General features: G+C 48.8%; 20 protein-coding genes. 10 read left to right on the top strand and 10 right to left on the bottom strand.

The window, feature by feature from the left end:
- Nucleotides 1-9: 9 nt before the first annotated feature.
- A complete protein-coding gene (locus tag ACJJIV_RS03900; RefSeq protein ID WP_444891692.1) occupies nt 10-1,029 on the bottom strand; it encodes a tRNA dihydrouridine synthase in 1,020 nt (339 codons plus the stop codon).
- Between the two features lie 591 nt (nt 1,030-1,620).
- Between ACJJIV_RS03900 and ACJJIV_RS03895 the strand changes: the two genes are divergently transcribed.
- From ACJJIV_RS03895 to ACJJIV_RS03880, 4 genes are all read left to right on the top strand, one after another.
- Nucleotides 1,621-1,854 (top strand): OadG family protein, encoded by a 234-nt coding sequence (locus tag ACJJIV_RS03895; protein ID WP_252085251.1) that lies wholly within the window; start codon nt 1,621-1,623, stop codon nt 1,852-1,854.
- A gap of 56 nt (nt 1,855-1,910) precedes the next feature.
- The gene (gene oadA / locus ACJJIV_RS03890) at nt 1,911-3,698 is read left to right on the top strand and encodes a sodium-extruding oxaloacetate decarboxylase subunit alpha (protein ID WP_444890808.1); all 1,788 of its coding nucleotides are present in this window, start codon (nt 1,911-1,913) and stop codon (nt 3,696-3,698) included.
- 19 nt (nt 3,699-3,717) lie between these two features.
- Entirely contained in the window at nt 3,718-5,034 is a 1,317-nt protein-coding gene (locus tag ACJJIV_RS03885) for a sodium ion-translocating decarboxylase subunit beta (protein ID WP_444890807.1), read from the top strand.
- A 325-nt stretch (nt 5,035-5,359) separates the two neighbouring features.
- Nucleotides 5,360-5,821 (top strand): THO complex subunit 7 family protein, encoded by a 462-nt coding sequence (locus ACJJIV_RS03880; RefSeq protein WP_444890806.1) that lies wholly within the window; start codon nt 5,360-5,362, stop codon nt 5,819-5,821.
- A gap of 361 nt (nt 5,822-6,182) precedes the next feature.
- Here the strand turns inward: ACJJIV_RS03880 and ACJJIV_RS03875 are convergent, their stop codons facing one another.
- The 4 genes from ACJJIV_RS03875 to ACJJIV_RS03860 all read right to left on the bottom strand — a co-directional run bounded on the left by ACJJIV_RS03875 (nt 6,183) and on the right by ACJJIV_RS03860 (nt 9,759).
- Nucleotides 6,183-6,704 carry a hypothetical protein gene (locus ACJJIV_RS03875; RefSeq protein WP_444890805.1) on the bottom strand — a complete coding sequence of 174 codons (522 nt, stop codon included), beginning with the start codon at nt 6,702-6,704 and terminating at the stop codon, nt 6,183-6,185.
- Between the two features lie 918 nt (nt 6,705-7,622).
- Nucleotides 7,623-8,174 carry a hypothetical protein gene (locus ACJJIV_RS03870; RefSeq protein WP_444890804.1) on the bottom strand — a complete coding sequence of 184 codons (552 nt, stop codon included), beginning with the start codon at nt 8,172-8,174 and terminating at the stop codon, nt 7,623-7,625.
- A gap of 273 nt (nt 8,175-8,447) precedes the next feature.
- A complete protein-coding gene (locus tag ACJJIV_RS03865) occupies nt 8,448-9,110 on the bottom strand; it encodes a type 1 glutamine amidotransferase (RefSeq protein WP_444890803.1) in 663 nt (220 codons plus the stop codon).
- Between the two features lies 1 nt (nt 9,111).
- Complete coding sequence (locus ACJJIV_RS03860) at nt 9,112-9,759, bottom strand: hypothetical protein (protein WP_444890802.1); 648 nt, start codon at nt 9,757-9,759, stop codon at nt 9,112-9,114.
- Between the two features lie 133 nt (nt 9,760-9,892).
- Here ACJJIV_RS03860 and ACJJIV_RS03855 point away from each other — a divergent pair, with 133 nt between their 5' ends.
- Nucleotides 9,893-10,795, top strand: coding sequence for a LysR family transcriptional regulator (locus ACJJIV_RS03855; protein ID WP_444890801.1), 903 nt, complete (start codon nt 9,893-9,895; stop codon nt 10,793-10,795).
- A 42-nt stretch (nt 10,796-10,837) separates the two neighbouring features.
- Here ACJJIV_RS03855 and ACJJIV_RS03850 read toward each other — a convergent pair whose 3' ends face one another.
- Nucleotides 10,838-11,455 (bottom strand): hypothetical protein, encoded by a 618-nt coding sequence (locus tag ACJJIV_RS03850; protein ID WP_252085260.1) that lies wholly within the window; start codon nt 11,453-11,455, stop codon nt 10,838-10,840.
- A 238-nt stretch (nt 11,456-11,693) separates the two neighbouring features.
- Here ACJJIV_RS03850 and djlA point away from each other — a divergent pair, with 238 nt between their 5' ends.
- The 3 genes from djlA (at nt 11,694) to ACJJIV_RS03835 (ending at nt 14,465) form a co-directional block, all read left to right on the top strand.
- Nucleotides 11,694-12,476 carry a co-chaperone DjlA gene (gene djlA, locus ACJJIV_RS03845; protein WP_252085261.1) on the top strand — a complete coding sequence of 261 codons (783 nt, stop codon included), beginning with the start codon at nt 11,694-11,696 and terminating at the stop codon, nt 12,474-12,476.
- A gap of 162 nt (nt 12,477-12,638) precedes the next feature.
- A complete protein-coding gene (locus ACJJIV_RS03840) occupies nt 12,639-12,947 on the top strand; it encodes a BolA family protein (RefSeq protein ID WP_444890800.1) in 309 nt (102 codons plus the stop codon).
- A 612-nt stretch (nt 12,948-13,559) separates the two neighbouring features.
- A complete protein-coding gene (locus ACJJIV_RS03835; RefSeq protein ID WP_444890799.1) occupies nt 13,560-14,465 on the top strand; it encodes an OmpW/AlkL family protein in 906 nt (301 codons plus the stop codon).
- A 103-nt stretch (nt 14,466-14,568) separates the two neighbouring features.
- Here ACJJIV_RS03835 and ACJJIV_RS03830 read toward each other — a convergent pair whose 3' ends face one another.
- From ACJJIV_RS03830 to recQ, 3 genes are all read right to left on the bottom strand, one after another.
- A complete protein-coding gene (locus tag ACJJIV_RS03830) occupies nt 14,569-14,841 on the bottom strand; it encodes a hypothetical protein (RefSeq protein WP_444890798.1) in 273 nt (90 codons plus the stop codon).
- A gap of 123 nt (nt 14,842-14,964) precedes the next feature.
- A complete protein-coding gene (locus ACJJIV_RS03825) occupies nt 14,965-16,476 on the bottom strand; it encodes a CoA-acylating methylmalonate-semialdehyde dehydrogenase (protein WP_444890797.1) in 1,512 nt (503 codons plus the stop codon).
- 161 nt (nt 16,477-16,637) lie between these two features.
- The gene (gene recQ, locus ACJJIV_RS03820; RefSeq protein ID WP_444890796.1) at nt 16,638-18,443 is read right to left on the bottom strand and encodes a DNA helicase RecQ; all 1,806 of its coding nucleotides are present in this window, start codon (nt 18,441-18,443) and stop codon (nt 16,638-16,640) included.
- Nucleotides 18,444-18,606: 163 nt separating this feature from the next.
- On the opposite strand from recQ, the gene ACJJIV_RS03815 reads away from it, so the two are divergent.
- Nucleotides 18,607-19,038: a hypothetical protein gene (locus tag ACJJIV_RS03815; protein ID WP_252085267.1), complete on the top strand. Its 432-nt coding sequence runs from the start codon at nt 18,607-18,609 to the stop codon at nt 19,036-19,038.
- Nucleotides 19,039-19,040: 2 nt separating this feature from the next.
- Here ACJJIV_RS03815 and ACJJIV_RS03810 read toward each other — a convergent pair whose 3' ends face one another.
- Nucleotides 19,041-19,832 carry a glutaminyl-peptide cyclotransferase gene (locus tag ACJJIV_RS03810; protein WP_444890795.1) on the bottom strand — a complete coding sequence of 264 codons (792 nt, stop codon included), beginning with the start codon at nt 19,830-19,832 and terminating at the stop codon, nt 19,041-19,043.
- A gap of 9 nt (nt 19,833-19,841) precedes the next feature.
- Here ACJJIV_RS03810 and ACJJIV_RS03805 point away from each other — a divergent pair, with 9 nt between their 5' ends.
- The gene (locus ACJJIV_RS03805) at nt 19,842-20,474 is read left to right on the top strand and encodes a DUF502 domain-containing protein (RefSeq protein ID WP_252085269.1); all 633 of its coding nucleotides are present in this window, start codon (nt 19,842-19,844) and stop codon (nt 20,472-20,474) included.
- Nucleotides 20,475-20,501: the final 27 nt, after the last annotated feature.

The following is a 20,501-nucleotide window of genomic DNA, read 5'->3' as shown; positions in this document are numbered from 1 at the left end:
CAGCCGCTATTAAGCGGCTGCAATAGCTTTCTGGTTAATGATTTCCTGGGGTGACTCCAGTTCCTGGGAAAAAATGGCCTCAATAGCCTCAGCCTCACGCAGGCGTTTAAGTTTCTCAAAAAATACCTGGGCCTCTGGAAACGCGAGTTTGAGATAGGCCAGCCACTGCTTGATCCGGTTGCCCAGATACTTGGCCGGGTAGACTTCCCGGGTAATTTGATAGTAACCCCAGAGTAACTCGACAATCTGCGGCCATGCCATCGGCTGATATTCTACTCCGGCGCAGAAGGCCTTGATTTGCAGCCCCAAATCAGGCCTTGCCAACAGGCTGCGGCCTAACATAAAGGCTTGGCAACCGGTTTGCTCGTGGCAGCGCTGAAATTCAGCCAGTGTCCAGATATCGCCATTGGCGACTACTGGAATCTGCAGTTTTTCCCGAATCTCACCGATATATTCCCAGTAGGCCGGAGGCTTGTAGCCATCGACTTTAGAGCGAGCGTGAACCGCCAACTCATTGGCTCCACCGGCGGCTGCGGCCAGGGCGTTATCCATATAAGTAGAGCGGTCGTTGAACCCCAGGCGGATTTTCGCGGTGACAGGGATGTGATCCGGTACGGCTCGGCGCACAGCGCCGACAATCGCCTCTACCCGATGCGGGCTTTGCAATAGGCAGGCGCCCCCATCGCTGTTATTGACCGACTTGGCTGGGCAACCAAAATTCAGATCGATCGCCTTTGCCCCCACGGCAACCGCTTTGGCGGCATTGATGCTCATGGCCTCGGGATTGCCGCCCAGAAGTTGCAAGCGTACCGGGACATCATTGGCCGTTTTGGCGCCCTCCAAGAGCTCCGGACACAGACGAGTAAAAACCCTGCGGGGTAGGCGGGTATCGGTAACACGCACAAATTCGGTTACACAGATATCGACCCCGCCAATCGTTGAAAGCAGTCTGCGCACATGGTGGTCGATAACACCTTCCATGGGGGCCTGGTAAATCTTCGGCTGCAGGGGAATTGTCTTATCGGTCATAAAGTTGGAAATAGGAAAAATTGGTGTGATGGTTGGCGCATATTCTATCAGCAAGTGATCGCTATTCCGTAACAATGATCATTCGGCTGGTAGTTTTAATAGGAGATTTGAACTCAAATTCGAGTGTGTTTGCACCAATAAAGGGCGCAATGAACCATGCGCCATCGTTGCCACTGAAACCATTAAGTGTTTGATTTTAAAAGCAACTTGTATTGATAATAGAAAATTGACTGCACTTCCATGCTGCAGAAAAACCCTCTGGCAGTGAATAGTATGGTTACTTGTCGGGGTGGAACCGCCAACGAGGTTGTATTTGCCCAGCTTGAAGACTAGATTGCCGGGCGTAAATGGGTTGCCAGCCAGGCAGGTTACCAATTAGATCACTGCGCTCAGTCGCAGAATTTTGGGGATTGCAATTGGAGTGGCTTGGTGTTGGTCAAGCTGGGAATTGTGCGGAAGTTTAGCGGTGCTGTTTGGCAGTTTTTATAGGCGCCCAAGCATAGTGGCTGCTTAACATTAAACGGCCACAGGCCGAAGAATAATCGCCCGGATATTAACCTTTTATTATCCGAAGGCTTAGGGGGATACAGAGTGCAAGATACGCTACTTCAACAGGGGTTGGATATTACCCTGTTCGGTATGGGAATTGTTTTTACCTTCCTGCTGTTACTGGTGATAGGCACCGGTATCATGTCCCGAATTATTACTCGCCACTTTCCCGAAGCGGAGCCCGTCGCCACTCCGCCCGCTAGCGGTAACGATGACAATGCCCGCTTGCACGCCATTATCAAGGCGGCCATCGAACAACATCGAAAAAAACGTTAATCGCCAAATTTCGCTTCATTAGAACATCCAATAATTTCTGCCGAGAGAGATAACCCATGACTGAGGTTAAAAAGCCATTGGGGATTACCGATGTAGTCCTGCGTGACGCCCACCAGTCACTGTTTGCCACCCGCATGCGACTGGACGATATGCTGCCGATTGCAGAAAAGCTCGATAAAGTCGGCTTTTGGTCGCTGGAATCCTGGGGCGGCGCCACCTTCGATGCCTGTATTCGCTATCTCGGCGAAGACCCCTGGGAGCGGATTCGCGAATTAAAAAAAGCCATGCCCAACACCCCGCAGCAAATGTTGTTCCGTGGGCAAAATATACTGGGATATCGCCACTACGCCGATGATGTCGTGGAAAAATTTGTTGAGCGTGCCGCGGTCAACGGGGTGGATGTCTTCCGCGTATTCGATGCCATGAACGATATGCGCAACCTGAAGACGGCCCTGGCCGCGGTAAAAAAACAAGATAAGCACGCTCAGGGCACTATCTCTTATACCGTGAGCCCGGTACATACCATGGACTTGTGGGTGGACCTGGGGCGCCAGATTGAGGATATGGGGGCGGACTCCATTGCCATTAAGGATATGGCCGGCCTACTGCGCCCCTACGAAGGCTACGATCTGGTAAAGCGTCTTAAAGCGGCGGTGGATATTCCCATCCACCTACATTGCCACGCGACCACGGGTCTTTCTATTGCCACCGCACTCAAATGTATCGAGGCGGGCGTCGACAATGTGGACGCAGCCATCAGCTCCATGTCCATGACCTATGGCCACAGCCCCACGGAAACACTGGTTGCCATGCTTGAAGGTACCGAGCGGGATACTGGTCTGGATATTAATCTGCTCGAAGAAATTGCCGCGTATTTCCGCGAGGTGCGTAAAAAGTACGCGAAATTTGAAGGTTCCCTTAAAGGCGTGGACTCGCGCATTTTGGTGGCCCAAGTGCCCGGTGGCATGTTGACCAATATGGAAAACCAGCTGCGTGAGCAGGGTGCTGGTGAGCGACTGGATGAGGTACTCGAAGAGATTCCCCGCGTACGCCAGGATCTTGGTTATATCCCCCTGGTAACGCCCACCTCACAAATTGTAGGCACCCAGGCAGTATTAAATGTGCTGACCGGTGAGCGCTATAAATCTGTTTCTAAAGAAACGGCAGCCGTTTTGAAAGGGGAATATGGCGCGACCCCTGCCGAAGTGAATCAGGAGCTGCAGGTGAAGGTATTGGAAGGCGCAGCGCCAGTGACCTGTCGCCCTGCGGATTTGATCGCTCCAGAGTTGGACAGGCTTACCTTGGAGTTACAGGAAAAAGCCGGGGCAGAGGACATTGCCCTGACCAATGGCGAAGGTGAAATTGACGATGTGCTTACCTATTCACTCTTCCCACAAATCGGCCTCAAGTTCCTGAAAAATCGCGGCAACGCCGATGCCTTTGAGCCAGTGCCTACTGGCAACGAAAATGCCGCAGTGAAAAATGACAACGGGGAAGAGGTGTATACGGTCACTGTGGAAGGCCAGAGCTACACCGTGACAGTGGCCGATGGTGGCGATCTGACCAATATTGCCCCGGTAGGTGCGGCCGCCCCTGCAGCCAGTCCAGCCAGTTCGGTTCCAGCCACTGGTGGTGAGCCGGTCAATGCGCCCCTAGCGGGCAATATCTTTAAGGTGATGGTGATGCCCGGTGACAAGGTCAGCGAGGGCCAGGCCATTATTGTGCTCGAAGCCATGAAGATGGAAACCGTAGTGAGTGCGCCGCGCAGTGGCAGTGTTGCCAGCGTAGCGGTAAAAGAGGGCGATTCCGTGGCGGTGGGTGATGCCCTGCTGTCTATCGCATAGATTGGGGTAGGAGTCGCAAGTGGATAATTTACTCACGCTTTGGCAGTCCTCCGGCATCGCACAAATGATGCCGGGGCAGCTGGTCATGATCTTTGTTGGATTGGGGCTGCTGTTTCTGGCTATTCGCAAAAACTTTGAGCCACTGTTGCTGGTGCCAATTGGCTTCGGCGGTATCCTGGCCAATATTCCCGGAGCAGATCTGGCACTCTCTGCAGCTGAGACCGCATTGGTCCAGGGAAATGCAGCAGTTCTTGCCCAAATGGCCCAGATCTTGGGGTTGGAGACTGTTGCCAGCCTCGAGGATTTAAAAGCTGCCCTGGGTGCTGCCCCGGCTGCGGTGCAGCTACAGGCCGCAGAGTTTGCCAGCGATGCCGGTTTCAGCAACGGCATGCTGTATAACTTTTATTCTGTGGCTATTGCTTCGGGTGTAGCGCCGTTGGTGATTTTTATGGGGGTGGGAGCCATGACTGATTTTGGCCCGCTGCTCGCTAACCCGCGTACCCTGTTCCTGGGGGCGGCGGCACAGTTCGGTATCTTTGCCACTGTACTGGGTGCTGTCGGACTCTCAGTTGCGGGGATTATGGACTTCTCCATCGCCGATGCCGCGGCTATCGGTATTATTGGCGGTGCAGATGGCCCCACAGCAATCTACGTTTCCAGCATTTTGGCCCCTGATTTGCTGGGTGCGATTGCGGTAGCAGCCTATTCCTATATGGCATTGGTGCCCATGATTCAGCCACCGATTATGCGCGCACTCACTACAGAGCAGGAGCGCAAAATTGAGATGGTGCAGCTGCGTCATGTAAGCAAGCGCGAGAAAATTACCTTTCCGCTGTTGCTGTTGATTCTGGTTGCCCTGTTTCTCCCCGCTGCAGCCCCTCTGTTGGGTATGTTCTGCTTCGGTAATCTGATGCGTGAGTGTGGTGTGGTGTCTCGCCTTTCGGATACTGCTCAGAATGCGTTGATCAATATCACCACGATTTTCCTAGGTCTCTCGGTCGGCTCGAAACTGGCCGCAGATAAATTCCTTGACCCAAAAACTCTGGGAATCCTCGCCCTGGGTATCGTGGCATTTGCGATCGGTACTGCCGCAGGGGTATTGATGGCAAAACTGCTCAATGTATTCAGTAAGCACAAGGTAAACCCACTGATCGGTTCTGCCGGTGTATCTGCCGTGCCCATGGCTGCACGGGTATCCAATAAAGTGGGGCTCGAATCCAATCCGCACAACTTCCTGCTGATGCACGCTATGGGCCCGAATGTGGCTGGGGTTATTGGCTCTGCGGTTGCTGCGGGAGTCATGATCAGCATGGTACGCAGTTTAACCGGCAGCTGACTTGGCCCACAAAGCCATTCCTGATAAGGCGAACTTCGGTTCGCCTTTTTCTTTGATAAAATTTAAAGTGGAATATGGCTGTATTTGCAAGGTATTTGTCAGGAATATCTATTTACCTGTTTAATTTTCGATGGACAGGCAAACAAAATACGGCTCTCTAGCTCCCTGAATGCTTTTAAATGGCTTCTTACTACATATTCTCTCAAGAGCTGCGTGGGTAGTATTAATGGGTGCTCGACACGATTCATTTTGAGTTAAGGTTTTTTGCGCTATATTCCTTCCCGAGTTTTGGCTTGTAATAAGAAATTTTACTGGAAGTAAGACCATGCGTAGTTTGCCGCTTTTAATTTCCCTTGCTCTGTTCTCCTCTCCTCTACTGGCCCACGACAATCATCGCACCGCTGAAGATCTGCACGAGATTAAAAGAGAGATGGTAAAACTTCGCAAAGAAGTACATGCCCTGAAGGATAAAAATCAAGAGGCGGATGAAATGCGCAAACTCAAGAAAGAGGTTGTCAGGTTGCGCAAAGATATTCGCTCCATGCAGGATCTGATTGTGGACCTACAGGCCCTGGTAGAAGGTCAATCTAACAATGCCCAACCAGATGTCGTTCTCCATCCAGTAAAGGAACGCCCCAGATGGGCCTGCTATATGAAAGATATGCGGGCTGGCGGTATGCACTCCAAAGGCTTTTCTGAGGTAGAGGCCAAAGGCAAACTGCTGGAAACCTGTTCTACACGGGGCGGTGTTTGTTTTGAAAATAGAATTACCTGTTCAGCTGAGTAGCATTGGGTTGACTTCAGGTTTAGTGAATCGGGGAGAGAGTAGGGCCATACCTAAGGAAGCTTTGCTGACCAATGAGATATATATCGTTTTAAGGCCGAATTTCAGTGAAGGGTAGTGGCTATATATTTCTCTGTTTTAGGGCTCAAGGCTTTGTCGACCGGTAATAATGTTTACGTTAACTTATAAAGCAAGGCTATAGTGCTTGGTTAAATCAGGAGTGTGAGCTTTGATTTTACTGAATTTTTGGTTTTTGTGTTTGGCTTAAAATTATATTTTTTTGAGTCAAGTAAGTTTGATATGTGATTTTTAGATACACCAGATTCTAGGTCTGGTGTATCTAAAACGTTAACTTTCAAATGCCTTATTGACCCTGAACTGTAATCAATAACGTACCCGTAAAAGGCCCGTCAGGTTCTCTACCATTCCATACTGTGGCTGGGATATCAATATCAAATCGTGCATTGTCATTTTGACAATTACTTGCCTGTATTCCCTGTCCGCCCAGAGGCATACCAGCCATTACAGGCTGTGCTGGCCCACCAGTACTATTGGCGTAGCCTACGTTGTAAGGAATGGGTGGAGTGCCATTATTACTCTGTAAGAGAAAGGCTGGGTCTGAGCCAACATTTTGAAATGTGATGCTAAAACTACCAAAGCCACTTGCTGCAACACAGAAAAGGTCTGATCCCATTGCATCGGTTCCGGGAGTCGGATCTGCAATAGTGACTGCATCTACATTATCTATGATAATAAAATTAGAAAATGTCAAGGTGATAATGCTTGTATCGCTATCCATTGCTTGAGATAGCGCAACATTGGTTGAGCCTAATGTCAGGCCAGCCACAATAATGGATGTGAATAGCTTTTTCTTGAGAATTTTCATAAGAGACCTCCTTGCGAAAAAAGAATTTTCTTCAGTTAATGTCAGCGCCAAAATCTAGCCTTGTGTAGATGGCTAAAAACTCTTGGTGAATGAATGATAGTGGATGTTATATTTTTTGGTGTGGAAGGTTATGTTTTTCAGGGGAAATTTGGGAATAAATTATTGGCGCTTAGGAATAATTTCTTATTTGTTTTTGATGTCAGTTTCAGTTTTTATTGTTAGGGTGGTTTTTTATATGTAGGTCGTATAATTCTATGGTTGTTTATTGTGGTTGGAAATTATTTTTAGAGGGTCACTTTGAGGTGTTTGTATTGTGTTGCAGTTGTTAATATGTCTGTAAGTTGGTTGTTGGCGGGTCTATCGTTTCATATGTAAGTGGTGTTTAGGTGTCAAGTGAAGGTGAGTTCCAAATGATTCCGTTATATGTCTAGGGCACTTTTATTGGGAGTATGCGTTTTATGAGTTTTCGGGGGTGAAGTTAAAAATTTTTTAAAGGTTCAGTGTTGAGGGGTGGGGGCAAGGTCTAGATCGGTAGCGGCTAAAGGTGTTAGTGATTTGAGGGTGGAGATTATTGTAGCTACTTCCTTTTGCATAAAAGTACACAATGGTTGTGCATAAAAAATATTCAAGATAAAGATAAGTGAAGATGCTTGTTGAGTGAGTATGATTAGTTTGTGATTCAAATAAAATCTAGAGGGGAGGTGCTAATAATTGAGGGTGGTTTGTTGTTTTTCTGGTGGTAAAATATTGCATCGTTATCTGAGGTTTCTTTGGAGGTGTGGTATATGGTTGTAGTCAAGATTTTTCTTTGAGGTTTGTTGGTTGGATCATGTTTTTAAGTTTTCTATTTTTCTTTTTAAGTGCTGCGCCAGAATAAAAATCTGGCGCAGCTAGAGATGATGAAGGCTGAATTTAAGCTTATTCAGCCATGACCATGATCTCGAGTACGCCAACAAATGGAGCGCCGGCTGCTCTGCCAGTCCATTCTGCATTGGGAATGCTGATATCAAACTTTGCGTTATCCATTGTTGGGTCCATGCACATAGCTGTTTGTATCAGGTTTCCAAACACGGGGTTGTCGGGGAAGACCATCATGCCTGGTCCTGGACTAGTGTCGTTTTTAAAGAAAACTTCATAGAATATTGGTGACTCGCCGGGTACGGAAGAGTCTAATTCAAACGGTCCACCTGTAGGATTGTTTGGATTTCTAAAAACAATACTAAAAAGTGTAAAGCCCATTCCAGAAACGCAGAATGTATCATCGTCGACTATGGGGCCTGGAGTACCATCTGGTGGTGCCAGGAGGTCAAGATTATCCACAAAGGCGATGTCAATAATTGGCACAGTCATGTAATTTAGTGTGATAGTGCTGAATTCGGTATCCGTTTGGGATAGTACCGATGTGGTAGAGCCGAGTGCTAGGGCGGCAGTGGCTATGGATGCCAGGACTTTTTGGCTTAATATCTTCATTTGAAACATCCTTGTACAAAAAAATAACATTCATGTTATAGAAAATGCAAAGATCAATCTTTGGTAAGCAGTCTTTGCCTAAAAATAATAGACCGTAAAGTAAGCTGAATGATCTCAGGCGTTTTTTCTGGAAGTATTCGGGAAGAAATTACTATTTTGTGATAGTAATTTACTATTTTTGGGGGAGGTTTTTTTGTAAAGGGCGCGGGTTGAGGGGGGTGTCTACTTGATTGACTTTTTTTCTGCGTGAGGCGCTCTTTTGATGTGGATTATTTATGGCTCTTTAATGTAATTTTTTATTGGTCGCTTAATGAAGTGATTATTCAGTAATTCAAATAGTATCTCACGGTTAGCTAAGTGATTGTTCTCAGGTGATCCGTATTTTTGGGTGTACTCTGGGAAGAGTTGTGTGACCTGTTGTTGCGACCACTCCAAGTGAAATTGAAGGCCCAGAATATTGTTTTTGTATAAAAATGCTTGATTTTGGCATAGCTCTGAACTTGCTAGGCGCTTAGCGCCTTCTGGAATGTCAAAATAGTAACTATGTGCTTGGAATGCTTTATCTATTGTGAGGGGTTCTTCAGCCGTCCAGTGAATAGGCTGCCAGCCTAGTTCTTCCTGCTCCATTGATTTGATATCTGCTCCCAGTGTATGGGCAAGGATTTGTGCACCCAGGCAAATGCCCAGAATGGGGACTTGCCGATTAATAATACTTTTTACCCAGTGTATTTCACCGGCAAGCCAAGGTAGTGAGATGTGATCTTTTACGTTCATCATCCCTCCTAAAATAATCACTCCTCTAAAGCCCGTATTGGGAAATGTTGAGATCTGTGGTTTGATAAGAATTGTTGGAATCTGGCGTTGACTCGCCCAATCTGCAATATATCCAGGCCCTTCATGTTCTTCATGCTGGATAATAAGAATTGGTTCTTGCATTTTATTGGAAGTCCCGTGTTTCCAAATAAACTTGTCGACGAAAAGCAATACCTGCTTCTTTAAGGGTTTCAGGCCAGTTTTTTTCTGAAATAGGAAGTTTGCTGCCTGTATCTATGGATTTGGATACAGTTGCCTTTGCTGTAACTTCCACGATTTGGTCAAAACTTGGCGGGGAAGCTATTTCATGAATAAGTAGACTCGTGTCGCCCAGGTGCACCAGGCGGTAATGACCATTCTTTTTACGGGAGAGTGGGAGATCTAATAGCTTGTCGGTTACCGTGAATTCTATCGAGCTAAGCAGAATTTTTCCTTTTCGCTCAAAGTGGCCATTAAATACTTCGCCGCTAAAGAGGCCTAACTTACCGTTGCGCAAATGGTTTAAAGAGAAAACTTCAGGCTTGAGAGAGATAAGCGGCGAGTTCTGGACCAGATTCATCATTTCTTTTTTATTTTCAGATTCCATAGCAAGAATAAGCTGATGTCCGTGGCGTTTGCCGTGAAGAGGCATATGCGATGCAATGAGTTGTCCGTTAACTGAAAATAACGCCATTCCATGAGTGCCAATGGAGTCGTCTGCATAACTGATTGTGGAGGCCATGGTTAAGACAGCTGCGATAGTAATACTGCAGAGCCTATTAAGCGTGATCATAAATCATTCAGCTCCTGTTCTTTACGGGTTAGCGGTAGGGTTTGCTATTAAGCCTCTACGTACTTGGCAGCAAGCGATTCTAGACGTACATTAGTTACGAATCGATTCATTTTTGGCAACTTTTGATTCCAATATGGAAATAGAAGATCTTGAAAAATTTCTTGTTATTGCCGCGACAGAAAACCTGCAACGCTCGGCAGATCGTTTAGATACAACGCCAGGGGCCTTAAGTAAGGTTTTACGTCGCCTGGAGACGGCGCTGAATAGTCGCGTGTTTGACCGAGTAGGTAAGCAAATCCGACTAAATGATGCTGGTCGACGGCTACAAGGTAAAGCGGCTGAGATCACTTCCATTGCACGCCAGGTGCACTTTGAACTGGGTGAACTGGGTAAGTTTTCGGAGTGCCGGGTAGCTGCCCCAGCAGTCTTGCAATTGACTTGGGCTGCATTTATTCAAAGCAAGCTGGCAGAAATCCAGCCAAAAGCGTGCCTTTCATTGACTTCCGCCTATGAATCCTTGGCCCTGAGAATGTTGGTTAGAGGAGAGGTGGATTTGGCCATGATTACCGGTGCGCTGTTGGGACAGGTCCCCGCCCAGATAGCAACGCGTAAGCTGGGCACAGAAAACTTGTGTGTTGTCGCGGGCCCCGGCCACCGATTGGTTTCTGGGGAGTGGGCAAATGCGGAAGTGCCAATCGAAGTTGTCCAGCAGTACCCCTTTGCGGCCCCTAGAATCTCTCCTTTCTGTGGCGAGGAAAGGGGTATTGGCAGTGACGGGTGGGGGGATAACCTACCTGTCCGCAAGGTCCAGGTTGTGGTAAATGATTACGGTGTCCTGTGCGGCTTAGTAAAAACGGGACAGTTTCTTGCCTTATTGCCAGAGGGGCTGGCAGAGGATATCGGTGGGGCAAAAATCGATGTCGCTGGCCAATTTGCTGAGCCAAGAGAAGAGATTTTTATTGCCTGGCGAGGGGGAGGTGATGGTTGGTTAGAGGACTTGGCTCAGGCCATCTCAAGAATTGAGGGGCTCAATTAGCGCCCCTCTTATTTGGCTTTACCAGGGGTTAACTTTTAGGGGTTAACTAGATGGTGCCTGGGGTGGGCAGGGCGTTCCCGCGGCTATCCAGCTTTTCAATGCCTCAACTAGCTTGCCATGGGGGATATTGACGGGTTCTCGTTTACCCCCAGGGTTCCATCCCCATAAAGCTAGGGGGTTCTCACTCATAAATAGCATCAATTGCTCTGGGGAGCGGCCGCCATTGTCCTGGGGAGTGGTTAACAGCGCACAGATTTGGGCCGATGACATACGAGACCAATTAAGGGTTATTGGAGCCATGGCCCAACCGGGTGCGCCGGGTGCGCCTGTCACAGGGTTGTTCTGGTCAGAGTGGCAGTTACTGCAGCGCATTGTCCCCATCCCCATATTTTCGGGTCCTCGCTCAACCCGGGGTACATGGGGGGAGCCCTGATTGATAAGTGGCAATTCCAGCTGGTGACAGTTTAAGCAGCGGGGGTGCAGGAGAACTTCGACAATCGTCTCCCAGTCTTGATGGCCAGTATTATCAACCTGGGAAGTTTGTGACTGGCTATCCTGACCAGTAGTGTCCTGTCGGTTTCCACATCCTGTAAATGCCAGTAATAAAAGAAGACTTATTGTTATGTGGCGCAATAAGTCTACCTCTTGCCGCAGTTTCATTTAGCTGTTCCTCATTTCCTATGAGAATGCCCTGTACATCATTGTGGCAGATAGCTGGGGACTGTTAGGCAACTAAATGTACCTGGCAGTGATCGAAGTGACGGCTTAATGTGAGGCTCATTTGACCTTTTGGTCACGCCTATCCGTTGACGCTCTCTTACACGTGGTAAGATAGGCCGGATGTAAATGTTTGATTTAGATGACAGTGGAGCGCTATTTGGCGCTCAGAGGAGAGAATATGTCCTGGTTAGGGGCGGGTATAGGTGCCGGATTTGGTTTTATGTTTGGGGGCCCTATTGGTGCGGCCTTGGGTGCCTGGATAGGTAGCTCCTTTGGTTCAGGCCTCAAACGCCTGGGTAATGCCGCTGCGGTTCTGAATAGGGAAGGGGCCCAGAAAGTTTTTATCGTTACCCTGTTTTCCATGCTGGCGAAGATGGCTAAGGCGGACGGCCAAGTATCCAAAGCAGAAGTTCAGCTGATTGAGGATTTTATTCAGAATAATCTTCGTCTGGGCGCTGAGGATCGCAAACATGCCATCAAGATTTTTGAGAATGCGAAAACGGATAAGTACAGCATTTACGATTACGCAAAGCAGTATCGGATGTTGGTGCAGAATCAGGCGATGCGGGAAATGGTTTATCGCCTTCTATTTGCAGTGGCGTATGCTGATGGTGAATTACATGCTTCTGAAGAGGTAATTCTCAGGAAAATTACAGCGGATCTTGGTTTACATGAATCGCTTTTTGATGCCATGCAAAATCAATTTGGGCATGGGAGGGGAGGCAGTGCTTCCGATCTTCAGCAGCATTACGCAGTGCTAGGTTGCACTGAGGAAACTAGCGATAAGGATTTAAAACTGGCCTATCGCCGCAAGGCTGCTGAGTATCACCCTGATAAGATCGCTTCCAAGGGGCTTCCAGAGGAGTTTATGCGCCACGCTGAAGATCAAATGAAGAGTATCACCGTTGCGTATGAGGCGATTGTTGATGCGCGAAAGAGTAAAGCAAAAGTTGTCAGTTAATCTTGGTGTGACATTAGCGTATTAGAGCTTGCCAAACGGCGGGATAACCTGCGGGTAATTTAGCGGTTTGCTCTGGCTAGATATTACATAGGTTGATTGTTTCAGCGCAATTTCTGAATTTAAACCCCTGCATAATCATCTGGAACACTGCGAAGAGAGTTTATGAGTCTTGCAAAGCAAATTGAAGAAAAGTTAACTGCCAATTTCCATCCCCAATTTATTGAGGTTCAATGCGAAAGTCATTTGCATAATGTGCCGGCGGGATCTGAAATGCACTTTCGTGTGGTGCTTGTGAGCCAGGTTTTTGATTCCGTTCGGAAAGTCCAGCGTCATCAAAGGGTCTATGCAGCGCTTGCGAATGAAATGGCTGGCCCGATCCACGCCCTTGCTCTTCATACTTATGCGCCGGATGAGTGGGATGGCGATGCTCCCAAAAGTCCTGAATGCCAGGGTGGTAGCAAGAAAGGGTAAGTAGCAGCAGAGTTTAGCTAGCAAACTCTAGAGTTTATTTGCGAATTTAACCTGCTATTTCTTGCAGGTTTTAGTGACGCTCCTTCCTCAGAAGTACGCTATGGGTTGGGGCGTTTGAGATCAAAAAGTTGGCTGGAGTCCCACTGGATTGAATAGCCTGAATCCCTTTCGCCAGTGAAGTCACAATTTCCCTGTGTATCTGCTTGTTGTTTCTTATTTACCTTTTACCGGCTAATTAACCTCTGTGTGCATTCAGTTGGATTTCACTTCTCCCGAAATATCATAACTTGGCGCTTTTCGGCGTCTTTGTCTTTTTCTTTGAGTGAGAATATTTCAGCTCCTGTTCAAAACAGGTTGTGGAATTCGAAGCAGTGCACGTTGTCCAAATTTGCAGTGCAGTAATAATGGGTGTCGTTGGTTTTCTTTTGGAAGCAATACCAATATGTGAATTTCAACGTCAAAAGATATTTTGTGTGCCATAAAAACGTAGAATTATATTTGAGCGCCAACATTTGTTTGTTTTTTCTACATCTGTGATTTCGTGCGACTAGACTGACCATTGATTGGGCTGATTGCTGTTTGATCTGCTGAATATCAATGGAGTTACCACAAATGAAGATGACGCGTATTCTGATCCCCGTTATGACGCCCCTCGCCTTAGCAATCTCTAGTGTCGCTTCGGCAGGACCTGCTGGCTATGCCCCACCACCCCCTCCTCCTACCCAGGAGTTTAAGATACGGATTGGCGGTTCATACTGGTCACCAAACTCAGACAATGTAACCTTTGCTGATCGGTGGCTGCGCTTTTACGATGACGATGATTATGATGATGACTATCATCGTTTCCGTGATTGGGGTGCTTTCCGAACCAATCTTGATCCAGATGGCGAGTGGGGTTGGTTTATTAATGCTGAATGGAAGCCTATCGATCACTGGAGTGTTTCACTGAGTTTCCAGCAAGGCGATCGCCATACTGGTGGTAGTCGTGATCCCTGGCTTTATCGTTTTTGGGATGATGACTGGGATGACGATATATTATTTGATCGTCGTCGTCGCGGTGATTTTGCTCGTTGGAAGCCCCAAACGACTGCTGCATACCTGAATTGGTATCCACTGGATCCCAGCTGTTTGATACAGCCTTATATGGGCATCGGCATTAACTATACCGACTTTAGTGATGAGCGCCTAAGACACTGGGGCTTCTGGCATCGTAACGATGATGATGATCTGGTTTTCCGTGACTGGGATGGCCGTGTGAATTTTGGCGATAGCTGGGGTTATACATGGCAAATTGGTGTTGATTTCACCTTTGGTCATGATAGTAGCTGGCTGATCAATCTGGCGGCTATTTACTATGATGTCACTACCGATGTTGAAGTAGATACCTTCTATCGCAATTTCCGTGATGATGATGATGACTTCGGTCGCTTCTGGGAGCACAGATTCGGTGGTGACTACGAGTTTGATCCCTGGGTGTTCCAAATCGGTGTAGGCTATAAGTTTGATTTCAACTGGTAATCACTCTTATCCTTTGAAAAGGGGCGCTTTGCGCCCTTTTTTATTGTTTTTATAAACACTTAGAGGGTGAAGTTGAGGTTATTCTGAGTTGTGTTTAGCGACTTTAACCCAACCTTCTCCCGTATCTGCTGCATTTATTTTTTCTAAATTTGTCTCGGTATTTTCGAATTTTTCCTTTCCATTCATCCATTTTTTTACCTGATCCGCCCTTTTTCCTTTTTTCCTGGTAGTGCTCAATTTTATTGCTCCAGCTTTGGCACTGTTTCAGCGTCGTACTCTGGGCTAGAGCTATAGAAGATGTAGAGAGCGTAAGCAAGAAAAAAGGTAAGGCTGAAAATACTTTTATTTTTGTTTTTTTATTGGTTCTTTGAAACATATCTATCTCCTAAGATTGCTGGGCTTATGTTATTGCCGATACATCAAGGGAGGCTTGATTGTTTAGGTGGGGAAGGAGTGCTTAAACGGTTAAAGGGCGGGTATCCGCCCCTAACTTTATTAATTAGCCATTGCTTGGGAAACTGTATTGTGCTCCCTCTCTCACCCCACTTGCCGGCCAACGCTGGGTGATGGTCTTACGCTTGGTATAGAATCTTACAGAATCAGGTCCATAAGCGTGCAGGTCCCCAAATAAGGAGCGCTTCCAGCCGCCGAAGCTGTGGTGTGCAACAGGTACTGGCAAAGGTACATTGATGCCGACCATGCCTACTTTAATGTTGTCACTAAAGTAACGGGCAGCTTCCCCATCCCGAGTAAACAAACAAGTACCGTTACCGTACTCGTGAGCATCAATGATATTCATCGCTTCCTGCATGGTATCTACACGCATTACGCAGAGGACGGGACCAAAAATTTCACTGCGGTGTATCGCCATCTCCTCGGTAACACGATCAAATAGACAGGCTCCCAGGTAATTGCCATTTTCGTAGCGAGGAACCTTCATATTGCGGCCGTCAACGACCAGCTCAGCGCCTTCTTCGATACCGGCACTGATTAAGTCTTCCACCTTGTTTAGGTGTGCTTGGGTAACCAAAGGTCCCATATCGTTTTGGTTGTTCATGCCATCGCCAATCTTTAGTTGGGCAATTTGCTCTTTAAGCTTTGCTACTAAAGTGTTGGCTGTTTCATCGCCAACCGCAACGGCTACAGAAATAGCCATACAGCGCTCGCCACAGGAACCATAGGCTGCACCCATTAACGCAGCGACCGCATTGTCCAGGTCAGCATCCGGCATTATGATGGCGTGATTTTTTGCGCCACCGAAGGCCTGAACTCTTTTGCCGTGGGAAGTCCCTGTGGTGTAGACATATTCTGCAATGGGAGTTGAGCCAACAAAACTGACCGCTTGAATACGCTTGTCTGTCAGCAGTGTATCTACTGCCTCTTTGTCGCCGTTGACGATATTTAAAACCCCAGCTGGGATGCCAGCTTCGATACCCAGCTCGGCAATAAATAAGGCGCAAGAGGGGGTGCGTTCAGAAGGTTTTAAGATAAAGGTGTTACCGCAAGCAATCGCCATTGGCCACATCCATAGAGGCACCATGGCGGGAAAGTTAAATGGGGTGATTCCCGCACAGACGCCCAGAGGCTGGAATTCACTCCAGGAGTCAATAGCCGGGCCTACATTCTTACTATGCTCCCCTTTGAGCATCTCTGGGGCAGAGCAGACATATTCAATGTTCTCGATGCCCCGTTGCAGTTCACCCATGGCATCATTAAGTACTTTGCCGTGCTCCAGAGTGATCAGCTCGCAGATCTTCTCCGCATTTTCTTCCAGCAGGTCGCGCAAGCGGTACATGATGCGTACACGCTTTGCTGTGGGTAGGTTGCGCCAGGCGGGGTAGGCAGCTTCTGCGGCAGAGATAGCCTCTTCAACGGTAGCTTTACTGGCCAGCGCGACCTTGCCGATTATTTCATTAGTTGAGGGATTGGTTAGGTCTTGTAGGCGAGGGTGCTGGGCCGAATCGTCGCTGGCAGATAGTTTGCCATTAATCAGGTGACCAATAACTTTCATGGTTTCCTCTCGTTGGGGATTTATACGTTATTTTTTACCTCTTTGTGCCTTTGTAACACAGGTAACCCCAGGTAGGAAAATTCATCAGTTGTTGCAGCCCGAAATAGAATGGACCTCTTGTACCGCTTTAATTTCTTACTAATTAAATGAGTTTTTGGTCCTTAATCATGTTTGGGGAAGCCCCTAAGTACGGCGAGAAAAGCATCGCCGAAACGTTCCAATTTGCTATCGCCAACACCGGAGACGGCCAGGAGTTCACTGTGGGTTTGCGGGTGTGCTTTAACCATTCCGCGCAAGGTGGCATCGTGAAAGACGACATAAGGCGGTACCCCGCGCTCTTCGGCCAGTTGTTTACGGCAGCTGCGAAGTGCTAGCCAGAGGGGCTCCTCTCCTGGCTCTAGGTCTTCTAGAACTGCCGTATTTCGGGTTTGCGCGCGAGGGGCTTTCTTGGGGAGTTTGCGCAGTTGCAGTTTTTCCTCTCCACGCAGTAATGGGCGGCAGTTTTCTGTGAGTTTGAGCCCCTGAAATTCACCTTCAACTTCCAAATAGCCTCTTACAATTAATTGGCGCACCACAGCCTTCCACTCACTGCCGCTGAAATCCTTGCCAATGCCGTGGGTAGTGAGTTGGTCGTGATTGAACTTGCGAACCTTTTCATTATCTGAGCCGCGCAGCACGTCAATGACATGACTGGCACCAAAGCGTTGTCCTGTGCGGTAAACGCAGGAAATCAACTTGATAGCGGCTTCGCTGCCATCCCAGGTAGCGGGTGGCTCCAGGCAGATATCACAGTTGCCACAGGGTTGCTCGAGAGTTTCAGCAAAATAATGCAACAGTGCTTGACGTCTGCAGCTGGTCATTTCGCATAGCCCCAGCATGGCATTGAGGCGTGTGCGTTCATGGCGTTTGTGCTCTTCACTACCTTCGGAAGATTCCACCATTTGTCCGAGTTTGACCACATCTTCCAGGCCATAGAGCAGTAATGCTATAGAGGCTTCTCCATCGCGTCCCGCTCGCCCGGTTTCCTGATAGTAGGCTTCGACGCTTTTGGGCAGGTCTAGATGCACAACGAAACGCACATCCGGCTTGTCGATACCCATACCGAAAGCAATGGTTGCGACTACGATTACCCCTTCCTCTCGTAAAAAGCGACGCTGATGTTCAGAGCGGGTTTCCGCCGGCAGACCCGCATGATAAGGGAGGGCGGTATAGCCCTGCTGGCTGAGCCATTCGGCGGTATTTTCCACTTTGGCGCGGGACAGGCAGTACACGACGCCTGCTTGGCCTTCCTGTCCATTTTTTAGAAATTGCAGGAGCTGTCGTCGCTGGTTGTCCTTGGGCTCGATCCGGTATTGGATATTCGGTCGGTCGAAACTGCTCACAAAGTGTCGGGCGCTTTCCAAATCGAGGCGCAGGGCAATCTCCGCGCGGGTGCGCTTGTCCGCCGTAGCAGTCAGCGCTATGCGCGGTACTCTGGGGAACTGCTCGTGCAAACAGCTGAGTTGCAGGTAATCAGCGCGGAAGTCATGGCCCCATTGAGAGACACAGTGAGCCTCATCAATGGCAAACAATGAGAGTTCTACTCTCTGGAGAAGAGCCAAGGTTCTGGGTTGTAGCAGGCGTTCCGGGGCCAAATAGAGCAAGTCGAGTTCGCCGTAGAGCAACTGGTTCTCAATGGCCTGGGCCTCGTCATAGGAGATGGAGGAGTTGAGGTAGGCGGCTCGAATACCGGCTTCCTGCAGGGCTTCAACCTGGTCCTGCATCAGGGCAATTAGTGGAGAGATCACCACGCCGCAACCGGGCCTGGCCAAGGCAGGAATCTGGTAGCACAGAGATTTGCCGCCTCCGGTGGGCATAAGTACCAGGGCGTCATCGCTGGCCATCAGTGTATTGATTACCGCTTCCTGAGGATCGCGGAAGTGGGTATAGCCGAAGACGTGTTCGAGAATATGTTGTGGGGAATTCATGGCGGCGGAGTATACCCCGCGTAGCGACTTTGTGCGGTGGGTTTTAGGATGGGGTTGCCTTGAAATACCCTGCAATGGCAGCTTAGGAGTTGTGACTGAATTCACGGGTTATAATCACATCTCACCCCGCATCTCATCACAGCGATCGCCTAAGGATAGGTCTATGCGCACATTGATCGTGCTTTTTGTGTTGTGGTTGACAGTTCTGGCCGGGCTTTCTGGCTGTTCCTCTAGTGCTCCGCGTAGTTTTGCGCAATCTATTGTAGCGGATACTCACCTGGGCTGGCGGCCAGCACCGGAGAATCAGTTAGCCTTCTCCCTGGCGACAGTTTCCGGTGTCGCGCAGGTCGAGCTGCAGCCGTTACCGGAGCAATTTACTCTGGTAACTTTGGAACTCCCCGGCATGCGCAATGTGGAGGGGATTCAATGGCAGGGTGAAGAGGGGGAATCCACCATGCTTTACGATGGGCAAGCCGGGCTTGATGGCGTCAGCTTGCAGAGTCGCGATCATGGTTTTCGGCTGCAGTTGCAGCTCTCCTCTATGGACTACTTGCGCAATGGTGGGGTGCTGACCGTGATAGATCGCAGGCGCTAGCCTTATTGGGCTGCGCGTTTTCTAAACCCCAGCCCTTCAGGCCGGATCAGGTACAGTTGTTTCCAAAATTTTCCTGTTACCCAGAGCCCATTTCGCTTCTTATCCCAAGCGATCCCATTGGCAACCGTGTCAGGGTGTTTACGGACATCGGGATTTAACCGATTCAGGTCAACAGCACCGCGCACTTGTCCGCTTATGGGGTCTATGGCGATGATGCGGCTGTCTTGCCAGATATTGGCCCAGATCAGGCCCTCGGCGAATTCCAGCTCATTCAGATTCGACCAGACCTCCCCGGCGCCATGTACCTTGAGCTGACGCTTGACTTCAAAAGTATCTGGATCGCGGTAGGTCAGTTTATTACTGCCATTACTCATAATCAGGGACTCGCCGTCACTGGTAAGGCCCCAACCCTCGCCGTTGTATTGCTTAACCTCCAAATGTTGTAGGTTGCTGGCATTGTAAATATGTAGCTCACCGGCTTTATAAGTCAGTAGGTAGAGCTTATCGCCCAGAACAGTAAGACCTTCGGCAAATAGCCTGCCCGGCAGCCACTTTCTCCTTACAGGTTTTTCACTGGGGTCGGTATACTCGGCAAGCCAGGAACGACGGTAAAGGCCACTGCTTTCCCACCAGCGCTGGCCATCGAAATAAAGCCCCTGGGTGAAATGATTCCCACCACGTTGACGCTCCTCCAAAATGGAGAAGGGGGTTGCCTTCAATTGTGCTTGTGCTGCTATTGGCAGCAGGCAGGATAAGAGCAGCAGTATGTAGCTGCGGATAGTAAGTCGGTACATCAATTATCTATGACCAGAGTAAAAACCTTTGTCACCTTGACCCTTTTGGGTGGTTTGGCGGTAGTGCTGCCCATTGCAATCTTAGTACTTTTATTCCAGTGGCTGTTTGGCCAGGTCAGTGAAATTGTCGCCCCCGCCGTTACTTGGCTGGAAGCCCATACGGAGTTTAAGGATACCCTCGCCAGACTTGTGGTGATAGCACTGATTCTTGGGGGCTGTTTCTTGATTGGTCTATTGGTAAAGACCAGCATTGGTAACTGGCTACACCGCCATGTTGACCACTGGCTTGGTCGCCTGGCACCTGGGTATAGCACTATTAAAGATTTGGTTGTGCAATTTATTGGCGGTGGTGATGAGGGGGTACTTTCCGGGCCTGTGGCTCGGGTGCGCATCCACGGTGCAGATAATCCGCTTGCGGTAACGGCGATAGTGACCTCTCAGCATGCCAATGGTGAGATGACGGTTTACGTGCCAACGGCTCCAGTACCCACTTCGGGTTTTGTATTCCATGTGCCGGCGGAGTGTGTGGAAATACTGCCCGGTGTTAGCGTTGAGGCTGCCATGAAAACCATCGTGGCCTGTGGCGCCGGTAGCGCTAGTCTGTTGGCCCCACCGGGGAGGCCTCAGGCAGAGAAAGCTTAGGGAGGGGGCGTTTAAAAGCTTTGCGAT

The sequence above is a fragment of the Microbulbifer mixtoriginis (SeqCode) genome (genome assembly GCF_052466765.1).
The sequence above is the reverse complement of the archived record's forward strand: the minus strand, read 5'-3'. Positions and strand labels throughout refer to the sequence as shown.